General features: G+C 45.7%; 26 protein-coding genes. 10 read left to right on the forward strand and 16 right to left on the reverse strand.

All coding sequences use genetic code 11. From position 1 onward, the window contains the following. Window positions 1-117 precede the first annotated feature (117 nt). Window positions 118-441 (reverse strand): DUF6658 family protein, encoded by a 324-nt coding sequence (locus QUA50_RS21500; protein WP_333266716.1) that lies wholly within the window; start codon window positions 439-441, stop codon window positions 118-120. A 283-nt stretch (window positions 442-724) separates the two neighbouring features. Next, a complete protein-coding gene (locus QUA50_RS21505) occupies window positions 725-1,492 on the reverse strand; it encodes a DUF2993 domain-containing protein (RefSeq protein WP_333266715.1) in 768 nt (255 codons plus the stop codon). Window positions 1,493-1,901: 409 nt separating this feature from the next. Between QUA50_RS21505 and QUA50_RS21510 the strand changes: the two genes are divergently transcribed. From QUA50_RS21510 to QUA50_RS21535, 6 genes are all read left to right on the forward strand, one after another. Beyond that, window positions 1,902-3,314 carry an HD domain-containing phosphohydrolase gene (locus QUA50_RS21510; protein ID WP_333266714.1) on the forward strand — a complete coding sequence of 471 codons (1,413 nt, stop codon included), beginning with the start codon at window positions 1,902-1,904 and terminating at the stop codon, window positions 3,312-3,314. Window positions 3,315-3,408: 94 nt separating this feature from the next. Further along, the gene (locus QUA50_RS21515; RefSeq protein ID WP_333266713.1) at window positions 3,409-4,002 is read left to right on the forward strand and encodes a pentapeptide repeat-containing protein; all 594 of its coding nucleotides are present in this window, start codon (window positions 3,409-3,411) and stop codon (window positions 4,000-4,002) included. Window positions 4,003-4,130: 128 nt separating this feature from the next. Further along, complete coding sequence (locus tag QUA50_RS21520) at window positions 4,131-4,886, forward strand: DUF2993 domain-containing protein (protein ID WP_333266711.1); 756 nt, start codon at window positions 4,131-4,133, stop codon at window positions 4,884-4,886. Between the two features lie 378 nt (window positions 4,887-5,264). Continuing rightward, window positions 5,265-5,393: a hypothetical protein gene (locus QUA50_RS21525; RefSeq protein ID WP_333298759.1), complete on the forward strand. Its 129-nt coding sequence runs from the start codon at window positions 5,265-5,267 to the stop codon at window positions 5,391-5,393. 2 nt (window positions 5,394-5,395) lie between these two features. After that, window positions 5,396-5,686, forward strand: a complete 291-nt coding sequence (locus QUA50_RS21530; protein WP_333266709.1) for a DUF1816 domain-containing protein — start codon at window positions 5,396-5,398, stop codon at window positions 5,684-5,686. Between the two features lie 266 nt (window positions 5,687-5,952). Beyond that, window positions 5,953-6,228, forward strand: coding sequence for a DUF1816 domain-containing protein (locus QUA50_RS21535; RefSeq protein ID WP_333266707.1), 276 nt, complete (start codon window positions 5,953-5,955; stop codon window positions 6,226-6,228). A 162-nt stretch (window positions 6,229-6,390) separates the two neighbouring features. Here the strand turns inward: QUA50_RS21535 and QUA50_RS21540 are convergent, their stop codons facing one another. Both QUA50_RS21540 and QUA50_RS21545 read right to left on the reverse strand, forming a co-directional pair. Continuing rightward, on the reverse strand, window positions 6,391-7,401 hold the full coding sequence (locus QUA50_RS21540; protein ID WP_333266704.1) for a J domain-containing protein: 1,011 nt from the start codon (window positions 7,399-7,401) through the stop codon (window positions 6,391-6,393). A gap of 335 nt (window positions 7,402-7,736) precedes the next feature. After that, a complete protein-coding gene (locus tag QUA50_RS21545) occupies window positions 7,737-8,042 on the reverse strand; it encodes a hypothetical protein (protein ID WP_333266702.1) in 306 nt (101 codons plus the stop codon). Window positions 8,043-8,291: 249 nt separating this feature from the next. Between QUA50_RS21545 and QUA50_RS21550 the strand changes: the two genes are divergently transcribed. Continuing rightward, window positions 8,292-8,495: a hypothetical protein gene (locus QUA50_RS21550; RefSeq protein ID WP_333084483.1), complete on the forward strand. Its 204-nt coding sequence runs from the start codon at window positions 8,292-8,294 to the stop codon at window positions 8,493-8,495. 225 nt (window positions 8,496-8,720) lie between these two features. Here the strand turns inward: QUA50_RS21550 and QUA50_RS21555 are convergent, their stop codons facing one another. After that, window positions 8,721-10,010 (reverse strand): glucose-1-phosphate adenylyltransferase, encoded by a 1,290-nt coding sequence (locus tag QUA50_RS21555; RefSeq protein ID WP_333266701.1) that lies wholly within the window; start codon window positions 10,008-10,010, stop codon window positions 8,721-8,723. A gap of 762 nt (window positions 10,011-10,772) precedes the next feature. Here QUA50_RS21555 and QUA50_RS21560 point away from each other — a divergent pair. Then, a complete protein-coding gene (locus QUA50_RS21560) occupies window positions 10,773-12,239 on the forward strand; it encodes a glycoside hydrolase family 13 protein (protein ID WP_333266699.1) in 1,467 nt (488 codons plus the stop codon). A gap of 317 nt (window positions 12,240-12,556) precedes the next feature. Here QUA50_RS21560 and QUA50_RS21565 read toward each other — a convergent pair whose 3' ends face one another. Beyond that, a complete protein-coding gene (locus tag QUA50_RS21565; protein WP_333266697.1) occupies window positions 12,557-12,970 on the reverse strand; it encodes a fasciclin domain-containing protein in 414 nt (137 codons plus the stop codon). Window positions 12,971-13,135: 165 nt separating this feature from the next. Next, window positions 13,136-13,582: a DUF2358 domain-containing protein gene (locus QUA50_RS21570; protein WP_333266695.1), complete on the reverse strand. Its 447-nt coding sequence runs from the start codon at window positions 13,580-13,582 to the stop codon at window positions 13,136-13,138. Window positions 13,583-13,619: 37 nt separating this feature from the next. On the opposite strand from QUA50_RS21570, the gene QUA50_RS21575 reads away from it, so the two are divergent. Next, a complete protein-coding gene (locus tag QUA50_RS21575) occupies window positions 13,620-14,192 on the forward strand; it encodes a hypothetical protein (protein WP_333266693.1) in 573 nt (190 codons plus the stop codon). A 130-nt stretch (window positions 14,193-14,322) separates the two neighbouring features. Here QUA50_RS21575 and QUA50_RS21580 read toward each other — a convergent pair whose 3' ends face one another. Together QUA50_RS21580 and QUA50_RS21585 are read right to left on the reverse strand one after the other, a co-directional pair. Next, window positions 14,323-14,865, reverse strand: a complete 543-nt coding sequence (locus QUA50_RS21580; protein ID WP_333266691.1) for an REP-associated tyrosine transposase — start codon at window positions 14,863-14,865, stop codon at window positions 14,323-14,325. A 249-nt stretch (window positions 14,866-15,114) separates the two neighbouring features. Next, on the reverse strand, window positions 15,115-16,296 hold the full coding sequence (locus QUA50_RS21585) for a histidinol-phosphate transaminase (protein WP_333266689.1): 1,182 nt from the start codon (window positions 16,294-16,296) through the stop codon (window positions 15,115-15,117). Between the two features lie 183 nt (window positions 16,297-16,479). On the opposite strand from QUA50_RS21585, the gene QUA50_RS21590 reads away from it, so the two are divergent. Further along, window positions 16,480-16,764: a WGxxGxxG family protein gene (locus QUA50_RS21590; RefSeq protein ID WP_333266687.1), complete on the forward strand. Its 285-nt coding sequence runs from the start codon at window positions 16,480-16,482 to the stop codon at window positions 16,762-16,764. Window positions 16,765-16,939: 175 nt separating this feature from the next. On the opposite strand, the gene QUA50_RS21595 is transcribed toward QUA50_RS21590, so the two are convergent. The 7 genes from QUA50_RS21595 to gor all read right to left on the reverse strand — a co-directional run bounded on the left by QUA50_RS21595 (window position 16,940) and on the right by gor (window position 22,562). Further along, entirely contained in the window at window positions 16,940-17,647 is a 708-nt protein-coding gene (locus tag QUA50_RS21595; protein WP_333266685.1) for an ROK family protein, read from the reverse strand. Between the two features lie 32 nt (window positions 17,648-17,679). Then, entirely contained in the window at window positions 17,680-18,372 is a 693-nt protein-coding gene (locus QUA50_RS21600) for a YqiA/YcfP family alpha/beta fold hydrolase (protein ID WP_333266684.1), read from the reverse strand. A 101-nt stretch (window positions 18,373-18,473) separates the two neighbouring features. Beyond that, entirely contained in the window at window positions 18,474-18,959 is a 486-nt protein-coding gene (locus QUA50_RS21605; RefSeq protein WP_333266682.1) for a Spy/CpxP family protein refolding chaperone, read from the reverse strand. A gap of 19 nt (window positions 18,960-18,978) precedes the next feature. Then, window positions 18,979-19,425 (reverse strand): hypothetical protein, encoded by a 447-nt coding sequence (locus QUA50_RS21610; protein ID WP_333266680.1) that lies wholly within the window; start codon window positions 19,423-19,425, stop codon window positions 18,979-18,981. Then, the gene (locus tag QUA50_RS21615) at window positions 19,422-20,012 is read right to left on the reverse strand and encodes a sigma-70 family RNA polymerase sigma factor (RefSeq protein ID WP_333048729.1); all 591 of its coding nucleotides are present in this window, start codon (window positions 20,010-20,012) and stop codon (window positions 19,422-19,424) included. Before QUA50_RS21615 ends, QUA50_RS21610 begins: the two co-directional genes overlap by 4 nt. 293 nt (window positions 20,013-20,305) lie before the next feature. Continuing rightward, entirely contained in the window at window positions 20,306-20,842 is a 537-nt protein-coding gene (locus tag QUA50_RS21620; protein WP_333266678.1) for an opioid growth factor receptor-related protein, read from the reverse strand. A gap of 376 nt (window positions 20,843-21,218) precedes the next feature. After that, complete coding sequence (gene gor, locus QUA50_RS21625) at window positions 21,219-22,562, reverse strand: glutathione-disulfide reductase (RefSeq protein WP_333266676.1); 1,344 nt, start codon at window positions 22,560-22,562, stop codon at window positions 21,219-21,221. Window positions 22,563-22,764: the final 202 nt, after the last annotated feature.

The following is a 22,764-nucleotide window of genomic DNA, read 5'->3' on the forward strand; positions in this document are numbered from 1 at the left end:
TTGTTAGGAGCGCGAATTAAATAACTTACAATTTTAATTGTTATTGTGGGATGGGCGTCCCGCCCGTCCTTTTTGGACGGGCGGGACGCCCATCCCACTTTCAAGAGTGGAAGTTATTTAATTCTCATTCCTTATCAGTTTCCATCGGTGCAGAACCCGGATAAAGCAGCCTTGAGCAATTAGATTCCCCGTAGTCGAGGCCAGGAGACGATCGCCGATAATCGACAAATCAGCCCGATTTTTTGCTGCTTTAGCAGGCGATTGATTGACTTTAGGGTCAGTAGACATTTGATAATTAGTGTATAAATCTCCACCGGCCTTGTGAGGGTTATTCATTTCTCCCATTTGAACGGGAGGATTCTCTTGCCGTGCACCTCGAACGTCGCCAGCATTGCAAGCGGTGCTGGTAAACAGCAGCACACCTGCCCTAAATACAGTCAAAAATTTACCGATACGCAGTCTTTAAAAAAAAGCAGTTACAGTGTTCACAAAAACTTTTCCAAATTTTTGCTACTACTTGTCAAGAGCAAAAGTTAAATCCCCATTCCTGCCTCTAACGGCGGTGATATTTTGGTGCGGGTTGCTATCGACTTTTTTATAACTTTAGAGGGATTGCATAAACTGCGGAAATTTTTCCAAAACCAAGCATAATGGTAGGGTGCGCTAGTTCCAATAGTTGCTGAACTTAAAGAGCTTTTTTGTGTTTGACACACCCTACCAGCGCCTAATCTGGGAATTTTTCGACTTTCGCTTCAGCTTGCAAAGTCAGCACACCAGTTTCCACATTTAGCTGCTGAATTCGCAGGGACATTCCCTCAATTTCAAAATTTCGCAAGTTTAAAACTTCACCAGCTTTGTCCGCCAAAGCTGCTGTTAACTCCGGCGAAAATTCCTTATTTTCGGGATACTCGACATCCTGAAGAGAAATTGCCCAACCGCCCGCTGCGATCTCAGGTTTTGCTGTAAAATAAATTTTTTCAGTTGAGGCAGTTTCCTGCACCAATATCTCAGCATTTAAAGCGATTTTTCCGGCTAGCAATTGGCACTCAATAGTTTTAACGTCTATTGTCAGCAGTTGTCCGTCAACAGTAACTTTTAAGTTTTTCAGTTTCCTGCTGATGTATTCGGAATTAAAAGCGCGGTTGATATCGCTTTCTGTTAAAACTGCGCGCGCCCCACCGAAGGCAGGCCCGTTCAGTTCAATTTTGCCAAACATAGCTGTGAGGGGATTGACAGCAATATCCTTGATGTGGATTTGCAATTCTTCCACGCGCAAATCTTGCTGCATTACCAACCCTGTGCCCTCAACCGCAACGGCCTCTACTGAACCCTGGGCTAGCTGGATGGGATCGGTGTTAACTGTCACAGACAAAGTTTCGGATTCGTCTAATTTGCTAGCAATAGCAATCTCTGCCACTTTGTCGATCGCCTGTTCCCCTAAACTTCTATTTTGTTGAAGCACGCTCAGAATTCCTAATAATATTGTTGTCAAAATAGTAGTTAATACTTAAGTCATTTACCGTCTTCCTCACGGCAGGTTTCTCGTCTGAAAAAAACTCAGCCAAAGACAGAGGGTTTCCAGAAAAATACTAAAATTAATCAGGTAATCTTCGGCGCACTCTACATTAACCGAAAGCATCGAGGATACCCGCCACGTGAGTCATCAGTCCAGAAATAAAAAACCTGTATCTGATAAAGGCGCCCCCGAATTTATCCGTGGGTCAATGCTTCAATTCTAAAATCTAAAATCTAAAATCTAAAATCGATTGACTCGGTGGCGAAGCGGTGAAAAATCAAAAACTTGGATTTTTGCCAAAAGTCTTTTCGAGAAGTTCGCAGGCGTAAGCCGAGGCGTAGCCATCGCCCGCTACAATAAGTAAGAGCCGGCACCGCTTTTTGCAATGAATCCAGAATCAACTCTCGCAAGACTACAAGCTACACTTCCTGACGGAAAACTGCCTTCTAGCTACGGGGTATACTTCAAAAACACCCTAGTAGCCCTGTGTCACGCCCTAGAAGACCACATTTTGCAAACCAGTGGCGGGGACAAGAGCGAACTCCAACCCTTAGTTTTGGTGACATTTCAGCAGGGAAAATGGTATTTACAGGAAGCCGATCGCTACCTAGATATTGCTAATGCCTCTAGGCGCGTTGTCATAGGTGCAGTAGCCGACAGCGGTTTCGCTACCCACAAAACCGGGCAATTAGAAAATGTATCTTTAATAAATCTCGATGAGAACGACCCCATAATCGAAGAATGGAATTTAATCATTCTCGCCCCGACATACAAAGCAATGGTGCTTTGTCGCGAACTTTCAGCCGAGGAATACTTGCCAGAAGGCAAGCCTGAAGTAGATACAGAACGAAAGTTCTACGGTTTGTGGTCGTTTGACCAGTCTTTGGTGTCGGCTGCTGCAGAAATTTTTATAGAACAGACGCGACATTACGACTCTCCCCTGGCAGACAGTTTGCTGGAAATGTACCGCGAAATCCTGGCAACCATTGGCCCGCCATTGGCAGACATTAGCGGCGTGGTATCGCGGATAGTCGCTTACCTGCAAAGTTCTCAGCAGCAAATGGTAGCAATTAACCGCCAAACCCGCGAGTTGTGGGAATTGGAAGGTCAAGCTTTGCGCGTCAGCCGCAATTTGAACGCTAACAAACTTCAAGCTTTTCTGCGGATGGCCCAGCGCGTGGACGAACGCGATACCTCAAATCCTACAGCGTCTTTGCAGGTGGCGGCTTTGTCGGAAACTTTGGGTCAACTGCTGGATTTGCCGGCTTTGCAGTTGCGGAGGCTGCGGCTGGCTGGATTGCTATTTAGAGTCGGTTTAGTTTCGGCCCCGAATGAGGTGTTCGATCGCACTCCCGATGCTTTTGACCCAGCAACTTTCTCTTTTTGGCGCGATCGCAGTTTCATCGGTTCCCAACTGCTGCAAGCAATGCCCGAATTAGCACCTGTGGCGGAAATTGTCAAGCACCAACTCGAATATTGGGACGGCAGCGGCAGGCCAGAGGGTTTGCGAGCCGAAACCATACCCGTTGCTTCGCGGATTTTGGGCTTGGTCGCTGATTTTCAAGAATTGACTCAACCGCGCGGCGATCGTCCGGCTTTGAGTTTGAGCGAAGCTTTGGAAGAGTGCCGCGAACTGTCGGGCACTCGCTTCGATCCGGCTTTGGTGGAAACTCTGGGCAACGTCGTCAGGCTGGCAGAAATGGGTTTGATGGAGTTACCAACTCGCCCGAGCCAACTGCCTAACGTGTGGTTGGAGGATTTGGGCGATCGAACGACCGCGACCGCTCCGGCATTATAAAATAACTGGATTGTTGACTGTTGACTGTTGACTGTTGACTGTTGACTGTTGACTGTTAACCAACAACTGACAACCAACAACTGACAACTGACTAATGACTAATGACCTCGAAGCCATACGCAAGGGCAAAATTTTGATGTTAGCCGGCACCGATTTAGCCGGCAAAGACTTAGCGGGAGCCGATCTCGCCGGTGCTAACCTGTCTCAAGCGAACTTGAGTGGAGCTAATCTCGCCGGCGCTAACTTGCAGCGGGCAGTATTGCGAGCCAACCTCCGCGGCGCTGACTTGAGCGGCGCTGACTTGCGAGGCGCAGATTTTCGGAATGCCGATTTGCGGGGAGCTTCCTTCGCTAACGCTTTAGTCCGCGACGCCAGTTTTGGGGGTGCTTTTTTGACGGGGGCTGCGATCGGCAATTTGGATTTGAGCGGTGTCGATTTGCGGGGTGCCGATTTGCGCGGTGCGAATTTGGCTCGGGCAATTTTGCACTCCGCCGATTTGAGCCATGCCAATCTGTCCGGCGCTGATTTGTCGGGATCTGACTTGGAAGAAGCGATCCTGAATGGAGCCGTACTGCGCGGCGCTAACCTGACGGGGGCTAATTTGCTTTGCGCCTCGATCGAACAAACCCTTTGGGATGGAGCTTTGCTCGATCGCGCCTGTCTCCAAGGCACCCCCCTGAGCGTTTAAATTTCAACAATGTTGTTTTGAAGACAGACAAAAAAACAAGATATGCTTATGAGGTGAATAAGCACAAGCGATTTTTACATTTCTTAATAAAGGGTTATAATGGCGACTGTAGATGAGCAAACGAATAAATGGTAGCAGCTTTGTTTAGCGGTACATCCTTTCAAGGTCAAAGTGGCGATCGCCTTGTTAGTAAAGTAGCAGGAGCTGCGATCGCAGCCTTATTCAAGCGTTCTGAAAAGGCCGAGGCCAACATCCGAGTCGAACCAGTAGCCAAACTCTTGCAGGGAAGCATCGACGGTTTCGACTTCATTGGCAAAGGTATGTTGATGTACAACGGCCTTCGCATAGAAGTGATGGAACTCTACCTGCAAGCACTCTCCATTGATTTTGGGGCGATTTTTGCAGGTCAAGTCAAATTACGGCAGCCTACCCAGGCAAATATGCGAGTAGTCTTAAGTCGATCGGATTTAACCACCTCATTCAATACACCTTTTGTAGTTGAAAAACTCCAGAAGCTGAAGTACCAAGAGCAATCTCTGCACTTTCAAAACACTGAAGTCAGTTTCGGAACCGACAAATCAATTCGGCTTCAGTCCGAAATTACCGTAGGCGAGGCCAGCGAACCCGTCAAAATAGATATTACAGCTCAGTTGCAAGTAGAAGACAGACGCAAAATCCAATTCGTCAGCGTTACTTACGGCGGTGACGGGCAAGCAGTAGACTTGGGCCAAGCTATAATTGCCCACGTAAATAACTTGCTAGACTTAGACAAATTTGCCTTAGAAGGCACTCAACTGCGAGTAGACCGCTGCCGAGTTCAGAACGACGAGCTGGTTTTCTACGGTTGGGCTGGTATCGAACATTTCCCCAAAGGCAAGCGCTAAACCTCAGCCTGCTGAGGTTTACCCAGCCATCTAGTTTGGAAAAAGAGCATTTTTTAGTGAGCAAACAACCCGCACCGGCGGGTTTTGCTTTAGATGTTATATCTAGTCCGGTCGATTCCCTCCGCTTCGCTTCGCCCGAAATCAGGTAGGGGCGGGTTCACCAAAAATATCTGCCAATAATTGACAATTTCAAAAACCCGCCCGGCCGGGATATTAAGGTCAATCGTGAGGACTAGATATTAGATGGGAAGCAAAATCTAATATCTCAAATCTCGCATCTAAGGATCGTCAATTAAATAATTTCCCTTTTTTCTTCTTGTGGGATGGGCGTCCCGCCCGCCCAGAAAGGACGGGCGGGACGCCCATCCCACAACAGTCATGGAAAGTGGATTTTATTTAATTCTCATCCCTAAAGTCGATCGACGCAAAATCAGCACTGAGGTTGATTCGATCCGACAAATTATTTTGATAGATTTAAATAATAAATTAAACCACCCTCAAGAATAAAGATGCTGGGATTTTATTTATTTTGTATCTACGTTGCAGTCTTGTCCGTGTTTGCCGGGCCGAACCACCGCCGGTCTGAGAAATGGTGGGTAGAAATTGTTACTGATTTGCCCCGCTGTACCTACTATTTTGGCCCCTTCGACACCGACAAAGAAGCCTCCAGCAATATTCCCGGCTACGTCGAAGACCTCGAAAGCGAGGGAGCTAAAAGGGTTAGTATCCGTATTAAACGCTGTCAGCCTTCGCATCTTACCATTTGCGAAGAAGAATTATCAGCAAGTGTAGAGATTTAAAAAAGTTGAGTTTTGAGTTGATTCAAACCTCAACAATAATATAAACACACTCTTCTTCTAGTCCTTACCTTGCGGACTTTGTATGTCTAGCAGAGACTTACACTCACCCAGCGTCAAACTCTTCTCCACCAAAAGGCTGAATTTTAGACAGCAGCTACTCTCAAAAATTACCTGCGTCAAATCAGCACTGAGGACGATCCGATCGCTCGCATTGCGTTGATAAATTGAGAAGAGTAAAAACTACTTAAGTCTTCCCAGAGGTAAATATGTTTGAAATCTCTATGTTGGGTATGTTTTTCACGGCTTTTTGGCTGCTAGGTCAACCTACTAGCAGCACTCGACGCGACGAATGGTGGGTAGAAGTTGATACAGATTCGCCAAAACGTACCTATTACTTTGGGCCCTATGACAGCAGAGAGGAAGCTTCTGACAGATCGACCGGCTACATCCGAGACCTGGAGAACAAAGGAGCTAAAAAAATTACCATCAACCTCAAACAAGGTAGCCAACCTACTCAGCTAAGAGCTAGTGAAGAGTATTGAGAAGGTGGGAAACTGCAAATTACGGGCGAATAAAAGTTGACTTATTAACAGGGTATTTTTCAAATGAGATCGCGCTGGCATACACTAGGGACACAACAATGCTGTGTCCCGATGAAATAGTGAAGAAAGAATCTTATTTGCGTCCGAGAAATGCACGCTTTTTCAAAGCACCATCTGATTGAGATTACTGCGAGGATTAAAAGTACGATTTGCTTGGATTTTCTCGTAGCATTCGCGTTCGACAGTGGTGAGTTCTTTCGGCGGCACGATCGCAATTTTTACCAACAAATCAGTCCGCTCGTCTTTCTTGGGTTTCGGCCATCCCTTGCCCCGCAACCGCAAAGACTGACCCGAACGAATCCCCGCTGGAACTTTCACAACGATGGTACCTTCAGGCGCCGGCACTTCAATTGAAGATCCCAACACCGCTTCGTCGGGACTTATCGGCACTTCGCAGACTAAATTCTCTCCCTCAAACTGGAAGAAAGGGTGAGGCAAAACTTCTAATTTTAGGTACAAATCTCCCTGTTGCTTCGTGTACGGGTCAACTTGACCTTTGCCTTTTATCCGAATTTTGCTGCCAGTTTTAACTCCTGCTGGAATCGAAACTTCGCCAGTGGCGACTCGCTTAGAGGTTCCCCGAAATGCTTCCCCCAGAGTCAGGGAAATGGCCACCTCGGTGTCCAGAGAGCTTCCTGCAGTGCGGTTTTCGTACCCCGCGAAATCTTCAAATCCGCCAAAACCTGTGGGCCCGCCGCTGGTGCTGCGGTAGTTGCTGTAATTCCACTTGGCGTTGCGACCACTACCCGGACTACTACCTGCGCGACCTAACAAGGCATTGATAAATTCGTCAAAACTGCCGTACTGGCTGAAGTCAACGCCACCAAAGTCTACAGTCGTACTGCCGCCGCCCGGCCATCCGCCTGGAGTTGTGGCAGCTTGCTTCCAGTATTGACCGTATTGGTCGTATTTTTTGCGTTTTTCAGGGTCTGAGAGCACTTCGTAAGCTTCGTTTACTTCTTTAAAACGAGCTTCGGCTTCTTTGTTGCCGGGGTTCATGTCCGGGTGATATTTGCGGGCTAGTTTGCGGAAAGTTTTTTTAATTTCGTCAGAACTGGCAGTTTTGTTGAGTCCCAAAATAGCGTAATAGTCTTTAAAATCTGTTGCAGCCATTAAGCAATCCCCTCTTTATTAGTTGTTATTTGTTAGTTGTTAGTTGTTAGAAAGAATAAATCCCAAATTAGCCGCAGGATGGCGCATTAGTATAATGCCAGTAGCAGAAGTGCCTGCGGCATCTCATTTAAATTATAGGTTATCAAAGGTTTGGACTCGATCGAGTTCGGTTGTTGCTTGGCGTTCGATCGCAATTTCCGCACTCCCCTGCTGTTTAAGATTTTATAGCATTCGCCTCTCTCGTGCACGAGGGAGCCAGAGCAGCAGCCTCTAGAAATGCTTTTGGCATTCGACAGCAAAAACAATAGCTTTCATCAATTAAGAACGTCCTTACCCTATAGGGCGTTGCTATACCTGTCAGCTTTGAGACGGTGAAACTCCTGGGGCGAATACTTTTGGGGAGTTATCAGGCTTAGGGCTTTCGGGAGGCTGCTGCCCGGTTGAGGTGAGGGGGAAAGCTGCTGCTGTTGCGGGCGCGATCCCCAGAGGGTTGACTGGCGCGGACGATCGATCTTTTTTTGGTCTTTTTTTCCGGGACACGGTGCGATGGCTACGCCCCGGCTTACGCCTACGAACTTCTCGATATGAGCTCGATCGCCCAATCCAAATCTTAGCAGGTTTTTATCACCAAGTTCAGTCAAATCTGGTTTCTAAATTGTGACTATATAATACCCTAAATTGCGCCGTTCTTCCACAAAATTTTTAGATATTTTTTATTCACCCCATAGCCGTCCTATAAAATTTTATTTTTACAACCTCTGAATAGATTTAAATCCCACTAATATAACATAATTTCTCCGCTGTCTGTTAGCTACATCACACACTTTTATAAAACATTAAGATAGGATAGTATAGCGATAAGCTTTTAACGCTACTAGGGTGCTAACATTATGAATTATTTGCTAAGTTGGCCTTGTGGCTGCTGCGACGATTGGAAAGATAGTTCCGAGAGTGCTGTGGTACTCAGAAACGGGCAGCGCATTTGTCAGTCGTGCTACCAGCGCAAATACAAGAATCAGAAGCTATTCGCCAGACGCAGGCGAGCGGACATATCTGTATCGCGGCAGACAGTAACAGAGACTGTCGCTTATTAATAATGCGCGCTCCTTTGAATAAAGCCAAGTATTTCGACAACCTACATCAGCGGTGGGAAGTAATAATCAACAAAAAAAAGAATGAATTTTGTCATCAGTCATCAGTCATCGGCAATTGTTGATCTGTCACTAATTTCATTATTTATCATCAGTCACTTGAACAGGAGGTAACAGATTTTAACTTAAAAAACGAATGACTGACGACTAATGACTAATGACTAATAACTAAATGATAGTTCCATCAGGAATCGTGGCATTTTTCAGGACTACGATAATGCCGCTGCGGATGTAAAAACCTTGGTTTTCGCGGTTTGCTTCTTCCACTCGGTCTTTATTAATTATTTGAACATTGCGGCCAATGCGGGCATTTTTATCCACAATCGCGCGGCGAATTGTAGTATCTGCACCGATACCGAGGGCGACGCCGCCGCTGTCCAAACTCGAATGCCGTTCGGCGTCGGGTTCGTAGAAGTCAGCACCCATTACCAGGGTGTCTTGAATTGTACATCCAGCTTCAATGCGCGATCGAACTCCCAACACAGAATGGTCGATCCGGCACTGTTTGAGAATGCAGCCTTCAGCAATAATCGATTCGGTCACATGAGTATCTAAAAGCTTAGTCGGCGGCAAGAAACGCGGGCGAGTATAAATCGGCGCATTTTCATCGTAGAAACTGAAAGGCGGCTGAGGCTGTTTTGTCAGAGCCAAGTTAGCATCGTAAAAAGCCTCAATGGTTCCGATATCTTCCCAATAATCGTCAAACAAATAAGCTTGAACGTTGTGATCTTTTGCATTATTCGGAATAATCTCTTTACCAAAATCAGTTTGGTTGGGAGATTCTTTCAGAAGTTTAATCAGAACTTCTTTTTTGAAGACGTAAATCCCCATCGAAGCAATGTAAGGACTTTCCTGAGCCTGCTGCGCTGTCAGTCCCAGTTTAGTAGTATCCACCTGCATTTGTTTGAGCGCATCGCCTTTTGGCTTTTCGCTGAAAGAAATAATGCGGCCGTTGTCGTCGATTTTCATCAAACCGAAATCTGACGCCCGCTTCTCGTCCATAGGCAAAACTGAGAGGGTGATATCGGCGTTGGTTTCGCGGTGTCTCTGCACAAACTTCTGGTAGTCCATGCGGTAGAGGTGATCGCCCGAAAGAATTAAGTATTCGTCAACGTCCCACTCTTCTAACAGCCACAGATATTGGCGCACTGCGTCGGCTGTCCCTTGAAACCAGTTGGGGTTTTCCTGAGTTTGCTGGGCGGCGAGCACCTCGGCAAATCCGTCGGTGAAGCCGGAAAACTGGTAGGTGCGAGCAATGTGACGGTTCAGGGATGCCGAGTTGAATTGCGTGAGGACGTAGATTTTGACTATTTCCGAGTTGATGCAGTTGCTCAGAGGAATATCGATGAGGCGATATTTGCCTGCCAGGGGAACTGCGGGTTTGGCTCGCAATTTGGTTAGGGGGTAAAGGCGGGTGCCTACACCGCCACCGAGGATGATGGCTAAAACTTTTTTCAAGGAACTTTCTCCCTAGGGTCGATTAACTCTCCAAGTACAGTGTCGGATGGTGAGGGCTTCTTGACAAGGGGGGGGAGCAAGGAAGTTTTGAGTTTTGAGTGATGAGTTGAGTCGCTTACACAGAAACCGGGTTGTTTAATCCAAATACTTCTTCAAACCCTCAATAAGAGTTAAAAAACTCGGTTTATGAGAGTTGGAGTGCGTCCGGGACAGGAGTTAGAAGTTTTGAGTTGTGAGTTAAAATACCCATCAATCCCTAATGGATATTTAAAAAAGTTTTGAGTTGTGAGTTAAAATACCCATCAATAAATAAAGGCAGTTTAAGGAAAGAATAAGGTTCGGGGTTTTGGCTGTCAATAACAAGTTTTTTAGGTAAATTCCCCGTTTTCACAATTTCTCGATCGAGGCTCATGGCGCTGTTGTTCTTTTTCAAGGCAGGTCGATCGCACCGCCAGGCCCGCTGACCTTCTGTATGGGCCCAAAGTCCGCTCTGGTTCTGCTTGAATTCGATCCGGTTCTTTTTGCTGGCGTTCCTGTTATCTGAGTTTGTCCGACTCCACACCAGTCAGAAAGCGCCGCCCGTCGGGACGATAAATTTCTAGGTAGAGTCAGCTTTCAATCTTAGATTGACTGCAAATTTGTGTAATATTTTATAATTTTTCGCTCTACAAAGCTTGATAAAATTTCTATTCTCTACCAAAAGTTAGATCCCCTAGAAACCTATGCTACTGTAGCCTAAGCGGTAAAAGCTAGAAAAAGTGTATGCAAATTCAAACGCCTGACTGGGTTAAACACGCGGTATTCTACCAAATATTCCCCGATCGCTTCGCCAAAAGCAAACAGCCTCGCAAACGCCTGCTGCAAAACTTCATGTGGGAAGAATGGCACGAAATCCCCACCCTGCAAGGCTACAAAGGCGGCGACTTGTGGGGCGTGATGGAACAGCTAGACTACTTGCAAGACTTAGGCATTAACGCAATTTACTTCACCCCCATATTTCAGTCGGCCAGCAATCACCGCTACCACACCCACGACTACTATCAAGTCGATCCGATGTTGGGTGGCAATCCGGCTTTTAAAGAGCTTCTAGACGCAGCTCACGATCGCAATATCAAAGTTGTCCTCGACGGCGTATTCAACCACGCCAGCCGCGGCTTTTTCTTCTTTCACGACATCCTAGAAAACGGCCCCCATTCTCCTTGGTTGGATTGGTTTAAAATTGAAGGGTGGCCGCTATCTGCCTACGATGGCAATTTTCCTGCTAATTATGCCGGTTGGGATGGGAATCGAGCACTTCCTGTATTCAATCACGACAATCCAGAAGTGCGAGAATACATCATGGAAATCGCCGAATACTGGATTAAATTCGGCATTGACGGCTGGCGGCTGGACGTTCCTTTTGAAATTAAAAGCCCGGGATTTTGGCAGGAATTTCGCGATCGAGTCAAAGCAGTTAATCCCGAAGCTTACATTGTCGGCGAAGTCTGGGAAGATGCGAGAGAATGGCTCGACGGTACTCAATTTGACGGGGTAATGAATTATCTGTTTGCTGCGCCGACAATTGCTTTTGCAGCGGGCGACAGGGTAGATTTAGCTCAACTTGAAGGCCGTTCTTACCATCCCTATCCGGCGCTTTTTGCTAAAGAATACGGCGACAAAATTCAGCACGTTTTGGAATTATATCCTTGGGAAATACAACTAACTCAACTCAACTTGTTAGCCAGTCACGATACCGCGCGGTTGCTGTCAATTGCTGGGGGGGATAAAGCTAGCGTCGAACTTGCTACTTTGCTGCTGTTAACTTTTCCTGGAGCTCCCAGCATTTACTATGGCGATGAAGTAGGTTTGCCCGGTGCTCTCGATCCCGATTCTCGCCGCGGTTTTCCCTTAGAATCTCGCTGGGAACTTGATGTTTTAGATTATCACAAGCAGTTGATAGCTTTGCGTCACAAATATGCTGCCCTCCGCACTGGAGCGTACCAAATTCTGTTTGCTGAGGGAACGGTTTACGTTTTTGCCAGAATTTTGGGGGATGAGGAAATAGTTGTTGCTGTCAATGTCGCGACAGAACCAGCTAATATTAGCTTTGAGCCAGCTAGTTTGAAATCTCCTCACGATAAATTGCTGTATGGGAAAGGCGAGTTTGTTTGGAAAGGTGAAGGGGAAACTCGACATTTAGAATTGATGCTGGCGGCACGCTCTGGCTTGATTTTAGGTTCGGATAATTAATTCAGCAATTACGCAATTATCACGCTCCAATCGACTTGTAGGGTGCGTCAGACCGATTTAGGGACGGATGAGCGATGGCTTGGGATCTGACGCACCTTACTAATTGTGACACTTGCGTAAGTTCTCTAGTTTAAAATGTAAGCTGGGCCCATAAGCACCCTACTAAGGATCGTCAATTAAATAATTTCCCTTTTTTCTTGTGGGATGGGCGTCCCGCCCGTCATGAGTGGACGGGCGGGACGCCCATCCCACAACAAACATGAAAAGTGGAAGTTATTTAATTCTCATTCCTAAATTTAGAGATGCCGCTAGTTTGATTATGCTGCAACCAATGCTGGTAGTAGCACCGAATCAATCATATGAATGACGCCATTGTCGGCAAGAATATCTGAGGTGAGAACTTTAGTATCATTCACTTTAATGCCCTCATAAGTATCAATTCCCACCACAGAACCTTCCACTGTTTCAGGCGAACTTAACTCAAGCAAATTCTCAGTTAGTACCTCGCCAGACAGAATGTGATAAGTCAGAATTTTCTTGAGCTTGGGTATGTCTTCCAGCCAAGAGGTAATAGTGTTCGTAGGAATTGTGGCAAATGCCTCGTCAGTGGGTGCTAAGACGGTGTAGGGGCCCGGACTTTGCAATAAATCTAACAAACCAGCCGCTTCAACAACAGTCACGAGGCTTTTGAAAGAGCCGGCATTGGTGGCAGTCTGGACAATATCAGCCATAATGTTTTTCAGGAGTGCAAATAGCAGAAATTGAATCAGAGGCGACAATCATTTTAGCAATTTACAAATAACAGAAAATGAATCGGAGGGATGATGATTCTTTTAGCCATTATAAGTCAATTCGGTTGGCGACCCTGATGGCGAGGCGCGATCGACCTTTTTGACTTATCCTGGGATCGCATCCTGTCCCTTGCGGAAAAACTGCTTTAAAATCTCTCCGGGCTGTCTGTCCCAGGTATCGATATGTTCGTAAATTAAGCCGTCTTTATCCAGTTTATAAGTAGAGTAGCCGTTAAAAAAAATCCGAGCTTTCCAGGGAACCCGCAGTGTCCCGCGAACAGTCCAATTTGCCACAATAGTATCATGGGCTGTCTGACCTGCGTCGTGCAGGTCGAAGTAAATCTCGTTAAAGAATAGCTGCCCGTGAAATCGCAGAGTCCAAAAGATAATGCGATAGTTGATTTTTCCTTTAAATTTGTTAACAGGGTCTTGAAAATAAACATCTTTTGTGTAGATGTCGTAGGAGATGTCTTTCTCAAAAAGCGTCGGGAGATCCGCTTTCAGGGTATCTACTGCTTGTTCTACCTGGATTTGATATTCGATCGCGCTCAAACTACCACCTTGTGACAGTATTAATTTATAACTTTAAATGAATAATCTCGATCGGCAGCGGGAGGAGCAAAAAATTGATACTTCATCCAGCTCTAATCTTACCTCTAATTATATTGTCCGCGCCGGCCTTTCTGCTGACCCGGACTTGCGACATCGAAACCTTGGCACAGATTTGACAGAAAACCCCCACTCCTCTGACATTCTCGCAGAAATCAACAGCGGCAAGCTGTTGATGGTAGATAGCCGTCGCCGGAACGGCCTAATTTTGATTAAACGCTTCCACGCGGAGTTTGCCGGGCCTGGGGCTGCCGTTGGGGGCGCTTTTGATGTTGACTCTGTGCAGGCGATTCCCGTGGGCGATTTTTGTTTGGTTTGCCCTCAATCTCCCGAAGAAATACAGAAAGCTTTGGGAATTCGGCGGCAGTGGGTGCGGTTAATGGAACAGTTAACGGCAAAGCCTACAGCTTTGGAACGCGCACAAATGGTTTTAACTCAGTTTGAACAATATTTGGATTCGGAAACGGTGGCACAAATTCCCGATGAAGCTTTGGCACTTTTAGTAGGCGTATTTCCCCAAACCATTCGGGCGGCACGACAGATTGATAATTAAAAATGTTATTACATCATTTTAGCCGTAGGTTGGGTTGAGGAACGAAACCCAACGCAACCGATGTTGATGTTGGGTTTCCACTATCGTTCCAACCCAACCTACGCAAGATTTGTTGCAAAATTAATATTCATCATTCCTGACCAACTTCATTGTCCCATTCAATCAGAACATTCGCGCCCCAATCCCTTGAATAAGAACCATCATTCACATAGCGATGAAAACTGGAATATTCCCAATCGCGTGGTGCGGCAACTAATCCATGCTTGACCGGATTATAATGAATGTAATCCACATGATTTGCAAAATCCACTTCATCTCTAATTTGATGCTCCCAAAACCGCCTCTGCCAGATAGCTTGCTCACCTTTTTTCAAACGAGACACTGAACGACTTTGTTTATATTGCTCAGGACAATTACGACTGAAATAATTCTTTATCAATCGCCAGCGAGTTGAAAAATTAGCATCTTGAGCGGGCAGCGTCCAAATACAATGGAGATGGTCGGGTAAAACAACAATAGCATCAATTGTAAAGGGAAATCTAGCTATAACATTGCGGAATGCAGCGCGAAGCAACTCTACCATTTCGGGGTCAGAAAATAAGCTTTGGCGCTGATAGGTAACAATAGTAAAAAAGTAGGTAGCTCCGGGAGTTTTTAGACGACGATACTGCATGGGCTAAGCACTGATTTTTATAGTGTAGGTTGGGTTAAGGAACGAAACCCAACATTCTGTATCAGCCGTGGAGTTGAGGAACGAAACCCAACATTATTAATAAATTGGGTGTTGGGTTTTGCTATCGCTCAACCCAACCTACAGAATGCCAGCTTACTTAATAATGTAGGTTGGGTTGAGGCACGAAACCCAACACTCTATGTAATTTGATTAATTTCGCTGATTCGACAGCATTTTTATGGAGTTTTGTCAAGTCAAAATCCCAGAAATTCGATCGACTGTTCGCTGATTTTCCTCCGGGCTACCCACCGTAATTCGCAAACCTCCGCCAGTATGCCTAATTAAAGTACCTCCCTCTTTTAGCTGCTGCATGATTTGTTTGTGTTCCTGTTCGGCAGATTCGCCCTCACCGGCTTTCACCCGCAGGTAAACGAAGTTAGCCGCACTCGGCCAAACTAGCAATTTTTGATGCTGAGTTAGCGCTGCTATTAATTTGGTTCTTTCTGATAGAGTTTCGGGAATGGTTGCTAGCAATAACTGCCGCTGCGCTAGGGCTAACTCGGCTGCAGCTTGCGAGAAACTGGGAAGGTTGTAGGGGAGGCGGATTTTTTCTAAGGTGGCTGCGAGTTCGGGATGGGCGATCGCATATCCGACTCTCATTGATGCTAATCGAAAAGCTTTGGAAAATGTCCGCAAAATTATCCAATTCGGATGCTGTTGTAACTTTGCAGCTAAAGTATTTTGGCTGAATTCAAAATAAGCTTCGTCAATTACTACTAATATTTCCGACGGCAAAGTTTCCAGCCATTTTATTTCATCTGCTGTCAAAGCATTGGCTGTGGGGGAATTGGGATGGACGACAAAGACGGCGCGCACGGGGGGATTTTGATTTTGGTCTATCGCCCTTTTAGCAGCCTCGATATCGATTTCAAAAGTCTCCTCTTTCCGCTGAGCACTGACAACGGGAATGCCGAGGGTTTGGGCGATTATTCCATACATCGAAAAGGTGGGATTGGCAACGAAAATAGAGCCTGTACCGCCTAAGCAAGTAGCTATTAAGATGGATCTAATTAGTTCGTCGGAACCGTTGCCCACAGAAATATTGTCGGCTGTAATGGCGGTTTTTGGCACTGTAACCCCCCCTAGCCCCCCCTTGTTAAGGGCGGGGACATTTAGGGATTCATTGACGTATTCGGCGATCGCCTGTTTGAGCGCTGCGTGACCTCCGTCGGGATAGCGATTTGTCTCAATTAACTGCTGGTAAGTCCAAGCTAGGTTTTGTTTTAATTCTTCTGGCAAGTCGTAGGGGCATTCGTTGGTATCGAGGCGATCGATCGCACTTTCCGAATGCGCTGGTTCTCCTGATGTGCCGCCCGGATGGGGAGTGTATGCGGTAAGTTCGGCTAAATCTTTTCGGATAAAGGGAAGCATGGTATAATTTAGGACTTTTTATTTTAGATAATCTGCTTAGAAGCATCTGAACTTAGCATAGAGCTTGTTCTATCTCGAAAGCAAGAGGAGAGAAGGAATTGAGTTTCTGTCGATCGATTGATGCGTAGGCTGTAACAAATTGATTATTTTGATAAAGTAACTGCTGATATTTGGAGACCGAGTATGAAAGTCAAGCCTTCCGATATATCTAAAAATGCCGTCGCTACCCTCATAGCTTTGAGTTTGGCTGTTCTCCCTTCAGCTATGCCTGCCTCAGCTCAAACCGAGTCAGCTCCGGCACAGAACAATACTGATTCTAATGGAGTTGTTCTAGACAGAACTCCATTTCAAGAAAGCAAGGAAGACAACAATCATTGGGGTGCTTTGGGTTTGTTGGGCATCCTCGGTTTGGCGAATCTGTTTCGCAAGGATGAACCCAAACGCTACCGCGATCCGATGGGCGAATAATTTTTTAAACGGCATCGTGTTCGAGGACTCCGCTAACGCACAAGCCAAAAAATCAGATCGACTGTCCTCGATTCAGAAACCGGGTTTTTTACGAAAATACTGAATTATTGCGTTTAATTATGGCAAAAAACCCGGTTTCTTTGATATAGATGGGCATTTTTGCCAGAAACTTTACTCAATCCCGCCACAAAGCAATCCCGCCCAACAAACCGCTGACATTCGGTACTATTTTAACCTGCGGCGGTAACTCAACAGCAATCTTTTTAGTATTGCCGCCGCCGATGTAAATGCGATCGCAGTTAAAGAGATTTTGCAGATACGTGAGCGCTTTTTCCAAACGGCGATTCCATCTTTTGGAACCGACTGTATCTAATGCCGATCGCCCTAATTGCTGTTCGTAAGTTTCCCCTTTGCGAAACGGGTGATGTCCTAACTCTAGATTTGGCACCAAGATACCATCGACAAATAAAGCAGAACCGAAACCGGTGCCCAGGGTAATTACTAATTCTACCCCCGTCCCAGCAATTGCTCCCAATCCTTGAATATCGGCATCGTTAGCCACTCGCACAGGTTTTCCCAAGCGATCTTTAAGGGTAGTTTCTAAGTCAAAATCTATCCAAGAGGGATCTAAATTCACTGCGGTTTTGATGACGCCTAGACGCACGACGCCGGGAAAACCGACGGATACTCGGTCAAATTCCCCTTGTCCGCTTGCTAAAGACGCGATCGCCTCTAGTACGGGTTCCGGTTTCGGCGGTTGAGGCGTTTCTAAACGGCTGCGTTCCGTTTGGGGTTCGCCTTCATCGTCCAAAACCATAACTTTGATGCCGCTTCCGCCAATGTCAACGGCTAAGGTGCGAGTCGATCGATCTTGTTCAGTCATTTGAGTGTTAAGACTTGCAAGTTGGTCAAATTTTAATTTTTGAATTGGCAAAACTTTTGAATCGCTTCCCAAATTTCCGCTAGGACATTTCCCAAAGAATGATCGTCTTCTAATTCGATTAATTGCACCCAGGGACGGTTAGCGGCAAAATCTCTGCTAGCTTGAATCGGTATTATTGTATCATGCTTGCCGTGAAGAATTAACGTAGGCACTGAACGGATTAATTTTTGTTCGTGGTATTGACCCATGTCAGCCAAAAACTGATAATTCAGTGGCAGATAACCTTGTTCGCCGTAGTGGTAAACGGGCAAATATTTCTCAGACTGCCATTTTTCTAACTGTTGTTGTCCCAACAGCGGCACCCAGTGGGAGATAAATTCAAAAGCCGGTGCTAACAAAACTATTTGTTTTACTGACAATTGTCGCTGGGCCAACCAAGCCGCTGTCAGCCCCCCAAAACTAGACCCAATTATGGTTACTCCCCCGATATTTTTTACCTTTTCTGTGGGAGATTGGGAGGATTCGGTTGGCAAAAATTCTGTTTCTATTTGGTTTAATTGGCGAGTGAGAGTGAGCCCAGAAAAATCGTTTTGATTGAGATCGGGAGTTTTTAGGTCAATTCCTACGTAAGAAAAGCTATCTCGGAAATATCTTGCCTTAAGGGAATCGGGACTTGATGCAAATCCGTGTAAATAAATGTAACTCGAATGGTTTTTTAAATTCATTCAGTAATTGATATTTAACAACAAATATTAATTATAACACCCACAGCCCCGACTTCTTTAAGAAGTCGGGGCTCTAATAAGCCGTGAACAAAATGGCACTATTACTGCGATTTTTGACGGTTTTGCATCCGGTTTTTAGCATTTTGTCGGCGCTGCTGCATCAGTTGAGCGAATTGGCTGCGCTGTTCAGGCGTGAGCACTTCTCGCAATGCGAGTGTATTTTCAAATTGCACCTCTTCAAACTGCTGTCTCAATCCCATTATTTGACGGTGTTTTTCACGGATTTCGCTGGCATTTGCCGTGCCGGACATCATCGTGTCCAATTCTTGTCGGGCTTGGCGAACTGCTTGCATTCGCTGGGAAAGTTGGTCTTTGTAGCGATCGCGCACTGCCTGCATTTGCTGCTTTTGGTCGGCACTTAAATTCAGTTGCTCAAACATCCCACCTTCCTTGCCAGCGGGTCGATTTGGACGCTGATTTTGGGCAATTGTTTCCGGTTCTAAAGGATTAGGAACTGCTATTGCTGCGGCTGTGCTGCCGAGAGTCACCATTAAAACGGCTAGGGCAGAAATACGACGAATTGACATGAAAATTACCTCTTTGATATTACTTCTTTGTTGGCGGTTCGCTTTCCGAGGAAACTGGGAAATTCAACCAGTCTGTTTGCGGACGATCGGTCATATTTTCTTGGGGAGAATCATGGAGTACACCCTCCCAGTTAGTCACTAAAAATGCTTCTAAGTTAGCTGTTTCCTCATCGGGTAATTGTGCAGTCTCAAACGGACGGTAGCCAGACCAAAAAAGTAGCAGGCTAGCAGCAATCGCAGACGACACAGCCCACTTAGAAACAGATAATATTTTTAACCTGTCCTGAGACTTGGGTGACGTAGTTACTCGCCTTTTTTCCCGGTGGGTTTCATTAAGAATGCTCGCCTGATTAGTTTCTATTGCTGCTAGAATTTTTTGCTCTAAATCTGGTGCAGCTTCAGGAATATGGGCTCGATGTTGCTTCAAGAAATTAACTAACTCTTGGTCGCTGCTTGGGTTATTCATAGCTCGCTGACACCTTCTTTTTGCAAAAATTGCCGCACAGCATTTCGGGCATAAAACACGCGAGATTTGACAGTTCCGGCAGGCAGTCCCAGAATTTGGGCTACTTCTTTTTGCGGGATGTCTTCTAAGTCGTGCAGCACCAAAACGCTGCGGTGTTCAAAGCTCAATTGCTCCAGTCCGCGCTGCACTAAATCTTGATAGTGCAACTGCATCAAGTCCGATGTGTTATCTTTGAGAATAACCCGATCCATTGTTTCTTGATTTTTGAGTTGGGAGTCAAAAGAATGCTGTTTAGCAAATGCTTGTCTTTGGTCGGAAGCCACATTCCAAGTGATTCGATAAAGCCAAGTAGAAAAGTTTTCCTGGTGCTTGAGTTTGGGCAATCCTTTCCAGACTCGCAGGAATACTTCTTGCGCTAAATCGTCAAGAAGCGAGGGGCCGCAGAGTTGGTAAAGGGTTGACCTGACTTTGTGTTGATAGCGTTGGTAAAGGTAGCGAAAGCAAGTGCGATCGCCCTTTAAACATTGAGCAACTAAGTCCGAGTCGGAACAGTCATCGATTAAAACATTGGCTGACACAGCTAACACCTGTGAAGTCTCCCCCACCAGTTCGTTATCTGAAGTGTTTAGACAGGGCGATCGCGAAAAAGGTTCAAATCATTTAAAATTTTATTTTAAGCATGAATCCGCTTGGGGTGTAAAAATGCACCAATGTCAGTAACAGGCTTTCCGGCCTGTTCCACAAAAATTAAATTTTCTTGTGGGGAGTAGGGGTTGGGCTTCTAGCCGGCCCCTAACAGGCTTTCCGGCCTGTTCCACAAAAATTAAATTTTCTTGCGCGCCGTAGGGTTTGCTATGGCGACCCGTCCCCAATATCGGTTCTAACTATTTACAGCATTTTTCCAATAAGTATAAGTTTCTAAACCAATACTTTCTTTATTTTCATTATATATCTTATCTAAACATTTGAAAAGAGCCAAAGCATAATTTTTCAATCCCAACTCTGTCAAACTTGTGAGAATCCTAGTCAGCCGCAGGTAGTTGTGATTAAATTTTTCAATCCACTCTCTTTTTCTTGACAAATATTCCTCGGATTTGGCAATTACAATTTCGGCGTTTTCGCCTTCGCGGCATTCCAGCCCGTAAAACGCCAGCATGACTTTTAGAGATTTGAATAAGCGACTTCTCAACACTTCACTTGTTCTAAAAGCTTGAATTACCTCATCATTTAAAGTCGGAGCGCTGGAATTAAAGCGACTCTTTTCTCTCAAGGGAAATAGCCATTGAATGTAATTGTGTACGGATTCTAGCTTCTGGTAATCCCACGACCAAATATCCTCGATCGCCCGACCTTGCGAATCAGGCTGCTGACCGAGATAGAATGCTAAAATTTTGTTTTGTTTGGTTGAATCACTCATTAATCTGCTATACAAAAAATCAGAAGGTTACTCTTCAGTCGGTTAAAACTCAGATGTTACACCAATATAAATAAAGGAATTTATCGCGGGGTGGGGGCGGGTTTTTGAGTCTTTGGGTATCTCTTTAAGCTATTGGTGAACCCGCCCCTACAGATTTTTAAGAATGTTGTTCTTCAGTCAGTTTTAACTCACATCTTGCACCATTCGCAATTACCTGTAGGGGCGGGTTCGCCAACAGCCTCTCCGGTTGCAGATAGGTTAAATAAACCCGCCCCAACCCCACCAATAGCCCTTTATTGAGATTGGTGCAAGATTTCAGTTTCAACCGACTTTAGCTATTAGCCAGGGGTTTAAACCCCTGGCCGCTTCCCCCGCTTTACCGCAGAGTCACAAACTCTTCAGCAGTCGATGGGTGAATGCCAATAGTCGCGTCGAAGTCTTTCTTCGTAGCTCCCATATTAACCGCGATCGCCATTCCTTGAATAATCTCGCCCGCGTCTTTCCCCACCATGTGCACGCCCAAAACTCTGTCAGTATTAGTTTCAACAACTAACTTGACAAAAGTTTTCTCATCTGCACCTGTCAAAGCATGAAACATCGGTCTAAACTTGGCTGTATAGCACTTAATTGATTCGGGAAACTTGGCTTTAGCCTCTTCTTCTGTTAAGCCAACTGTAGCTGCTTCCGGCTGCGAAAATACTGCTGATGCAACATTTTCGTGACTGATCGATCTGGGGTTATTACCAAATTCAGTATCTGCAAAAGCGCGGCCTTCGGCGATCGCAATTGGCGTTAAATTGATGCGGTTTGTGCAATCTCCCACTGCAAAAATGTGGGGCTGACTGGTGCGGCTGTCTTTGGTAACTGCGATCGCACCTTTATCTATTTCTACTCCCGCATTTTCTAAACCCAATTTTTCTAAATTAGGCTGACGCCCGGTAGCGCACAACAGCGCGTCTACTACTAGCGTTCCTTCGGCTGTTCCCGACAAAGTTAATTTTAAGCCTTCTGGGGTTTTCTCTATTTTGTCGATCGAGCTTTCTGTCAAAATTTCTATGCCGTGCTTAATCATTCCTTCTTGAACGTTGGTGCGAATTTCTGTGTCGAAGTCGTTCAAAATTAAGTCACGGCGGATGATTTGACTTACTTTGCTGCCCAACCCGTTCATGATGCAAGCAAATTCGACGCCGATGTAGCCGCCACCCCAAATTGCCAACCGTTTTGGCTGCTCTTTTAGCAAGAAGATTTCGCGGGAAGTAATCGCGTGTTCGATACCAGGAATGTCAATGCGATGGGCTTCTCCGCCGACTGCAATTAAGATTTTGGCGGCGGTGATTTTTCTGTCACCAACTTCGACGGTATTGGGGTCAATAAATTTGGCGTATCCTGAGATTAATTCGACTCCGGCTTTTTCGAGAAAGCTGATGTGCAGTTTGCTGAGTCGGCGCACTTCTGTGTCTACCGTGGTGACAAGTTTGTCCCAATCAAAGCTGCTTTCTACTGGACTCCAACCGTAGCCCACCGCATCTTCGTAAAGGTGCGAAAATGTGGAGGCGTACACCATGAGTTTTTTGGGGACACAGCCGCGAATTACACAGGTTCCGCCTACTAAGTCATTTTCGGCGATCGCCACTTTTGCGCCGTAGGATGCTGCTCGCTTGGAACTCGCCAATCCGCCGGAACCCGCACCTATCACAAACAAGTCGTAGTCGTATGTCATAATTGTCTGTACCTTCTTATCGCCCACTTACCAATTTTACGCTTTACTTTTCTTAATGATATCTCAAAAAAATTTTGTTTTTTTTTGGGGTCAACTACTTTACTTTTTGCGCTGACTGAGGTATTATTTAATAATAGGAATCTGTGCATTAATTTTAAAATTGCTCACACTCCCATTATTAGACTATAGCACAAGCGACCGA

This window comes from Microcoleus sp. M2_D5, from assembly GCF_036701935.1.
In the GTDB taxonomy this organism is placed as follows: domain Bacteria; phylum Cyanobacteriota; class Cyanobacteriia; order Cyanobacteriales; family Microcoleaceae; genus Microcoleus.

Coding starts and splice junctions, on each gene's coding strand:
- QUA50_RS21520 (WP_333266711.1), top strand. CDS start 4,131: ATGGTAGCAGCTTTGTTTAGCGGTACATCCTTTCAAGGTCAAAGTGGC.
- QUA50_RS21515 (WP_333266713.1), top strand. CDS start 3,409: ATGACTAATGACCTCGAAGCCATACGCAAGGGCAAAATTTTGATGTTA.
- QUA50_RS21535 (WP_333266707.1), top strand. CDS start 5,953: ATGTTTGAAATCTCTATGTTGGGTATGTTTTTCACGGCTTTTTGGCTG.
- QUA50_RS21620 (WP_333266678.1), bottom strand. CDS start 20,842: ATGAGTGATTCAACCAAACAAAACAAAATTTTAGCATTCTATCTCGGT.
- QUA50_RS21540 (WP_333266704.1), bottom strand. CDS start 7,401: ATGGCTGCAACAGATTTTAAAGACTATTACGCTATTTTGGGACTCAAC.
- QUA50_RS21550 (WP_333084483.1), top strand. CDS start 8,292: ATGAATTATTTGCTAAGTTGGCCTTGTGGCTGCTGCGACGATTGGAAA.
- QUA50_RS21580 (WP_333266691.1), bottom strand. CDS start 14,865: ATGCAGTATCGTCGTCTAAAAACTCCCGGAGCTACCTACTTTTTTACT.
- QUA50_RS21565 (WP_333266697.1), bottom strand. CDS start 12,970: ATGGCTGATATTGTCCAGACTGCCACCAATGCCGGCTCTTTCAAAAGC.
- QUA50_RS21560 (WP_333266699.1), top strand. CDS start 10,773: ATGCAAATTCAAACGCCTGACTGGGTTAAACACGCGGTATTCTACCAA.
- QUA50_RS21605 (WP_333266682.1), bottom strand. CDS start 18,959: ATGTCAATTCGTCGTATTTCTGCCCTAGCCGTTTTAATGGTGACTCTC.
- gor (WP_333266676.1), bottom strand. CDS start 22,562: ATGACATACGACTACGACTTGTTTGTGATAGGTGCGGGTTCCGGCGGA.
- QUA50_RS21595 (WP_333266685.1), bottom strand. CDS start 17,647: ATGACTGAACAAGATCGATCGACTCGCACCTTAGCCGTTGACATTGGC.
- QUA50_RS21510 (WP_333266714.1), top strand. CDS start 1,902: ATGAATCCAGAATCAACTCTCGCAAGACTACAAGCTACACTTCCTGAC.
- QUA50_RS21610 (WP_333266680.1), bottom strand. CDS start 19,425: ATGAATAACCCAAGCAGCGACCAAGAGTTAGTTAATTTCTTGAAGCAA.
- QUA50_RS21530 (WP_333266709.1), top strand. CDS start 5,396: ATGCTGGGATTTTATTTATTTTGTATCTACGTTGCAGTCTTGTCCGTG.
- QUA50_RS21600 (WP_333266684.1), bottom strand. CDS start 18,372: ATGAATTTAAAAAACCATTCGAGTTACATTTATTTACACGGATTTGCA.
- QUA50_RS21525 (WP_333298759.1), top strand. CDS start 5,265: ATGGAAAGTGGATTTTATTTAATTCTCATCCCTAAAGTCGATCGACGC.
- QUA50_RS21585 (WP_333266689.1), bottom strand. CDS start 16,296: ATGCTTCCCTTTATCCGAAAAGATTTAGCCGAACTTACCGCATACACT.
- QUA50_RS21575 (WP_333266693.1), top strand. CDS start 13,620: ATGAATAATCTCGATCGGCAGCGGGAGGAGCAAAAAATTGATACTTCA.
- QUA50_RS21590 (WP_333266687.1), top strand. CDS start 16,480: ATGAAAGTCAAGCCTTCCGATATATCTAAAAATGCCGTCGCTACCCTC.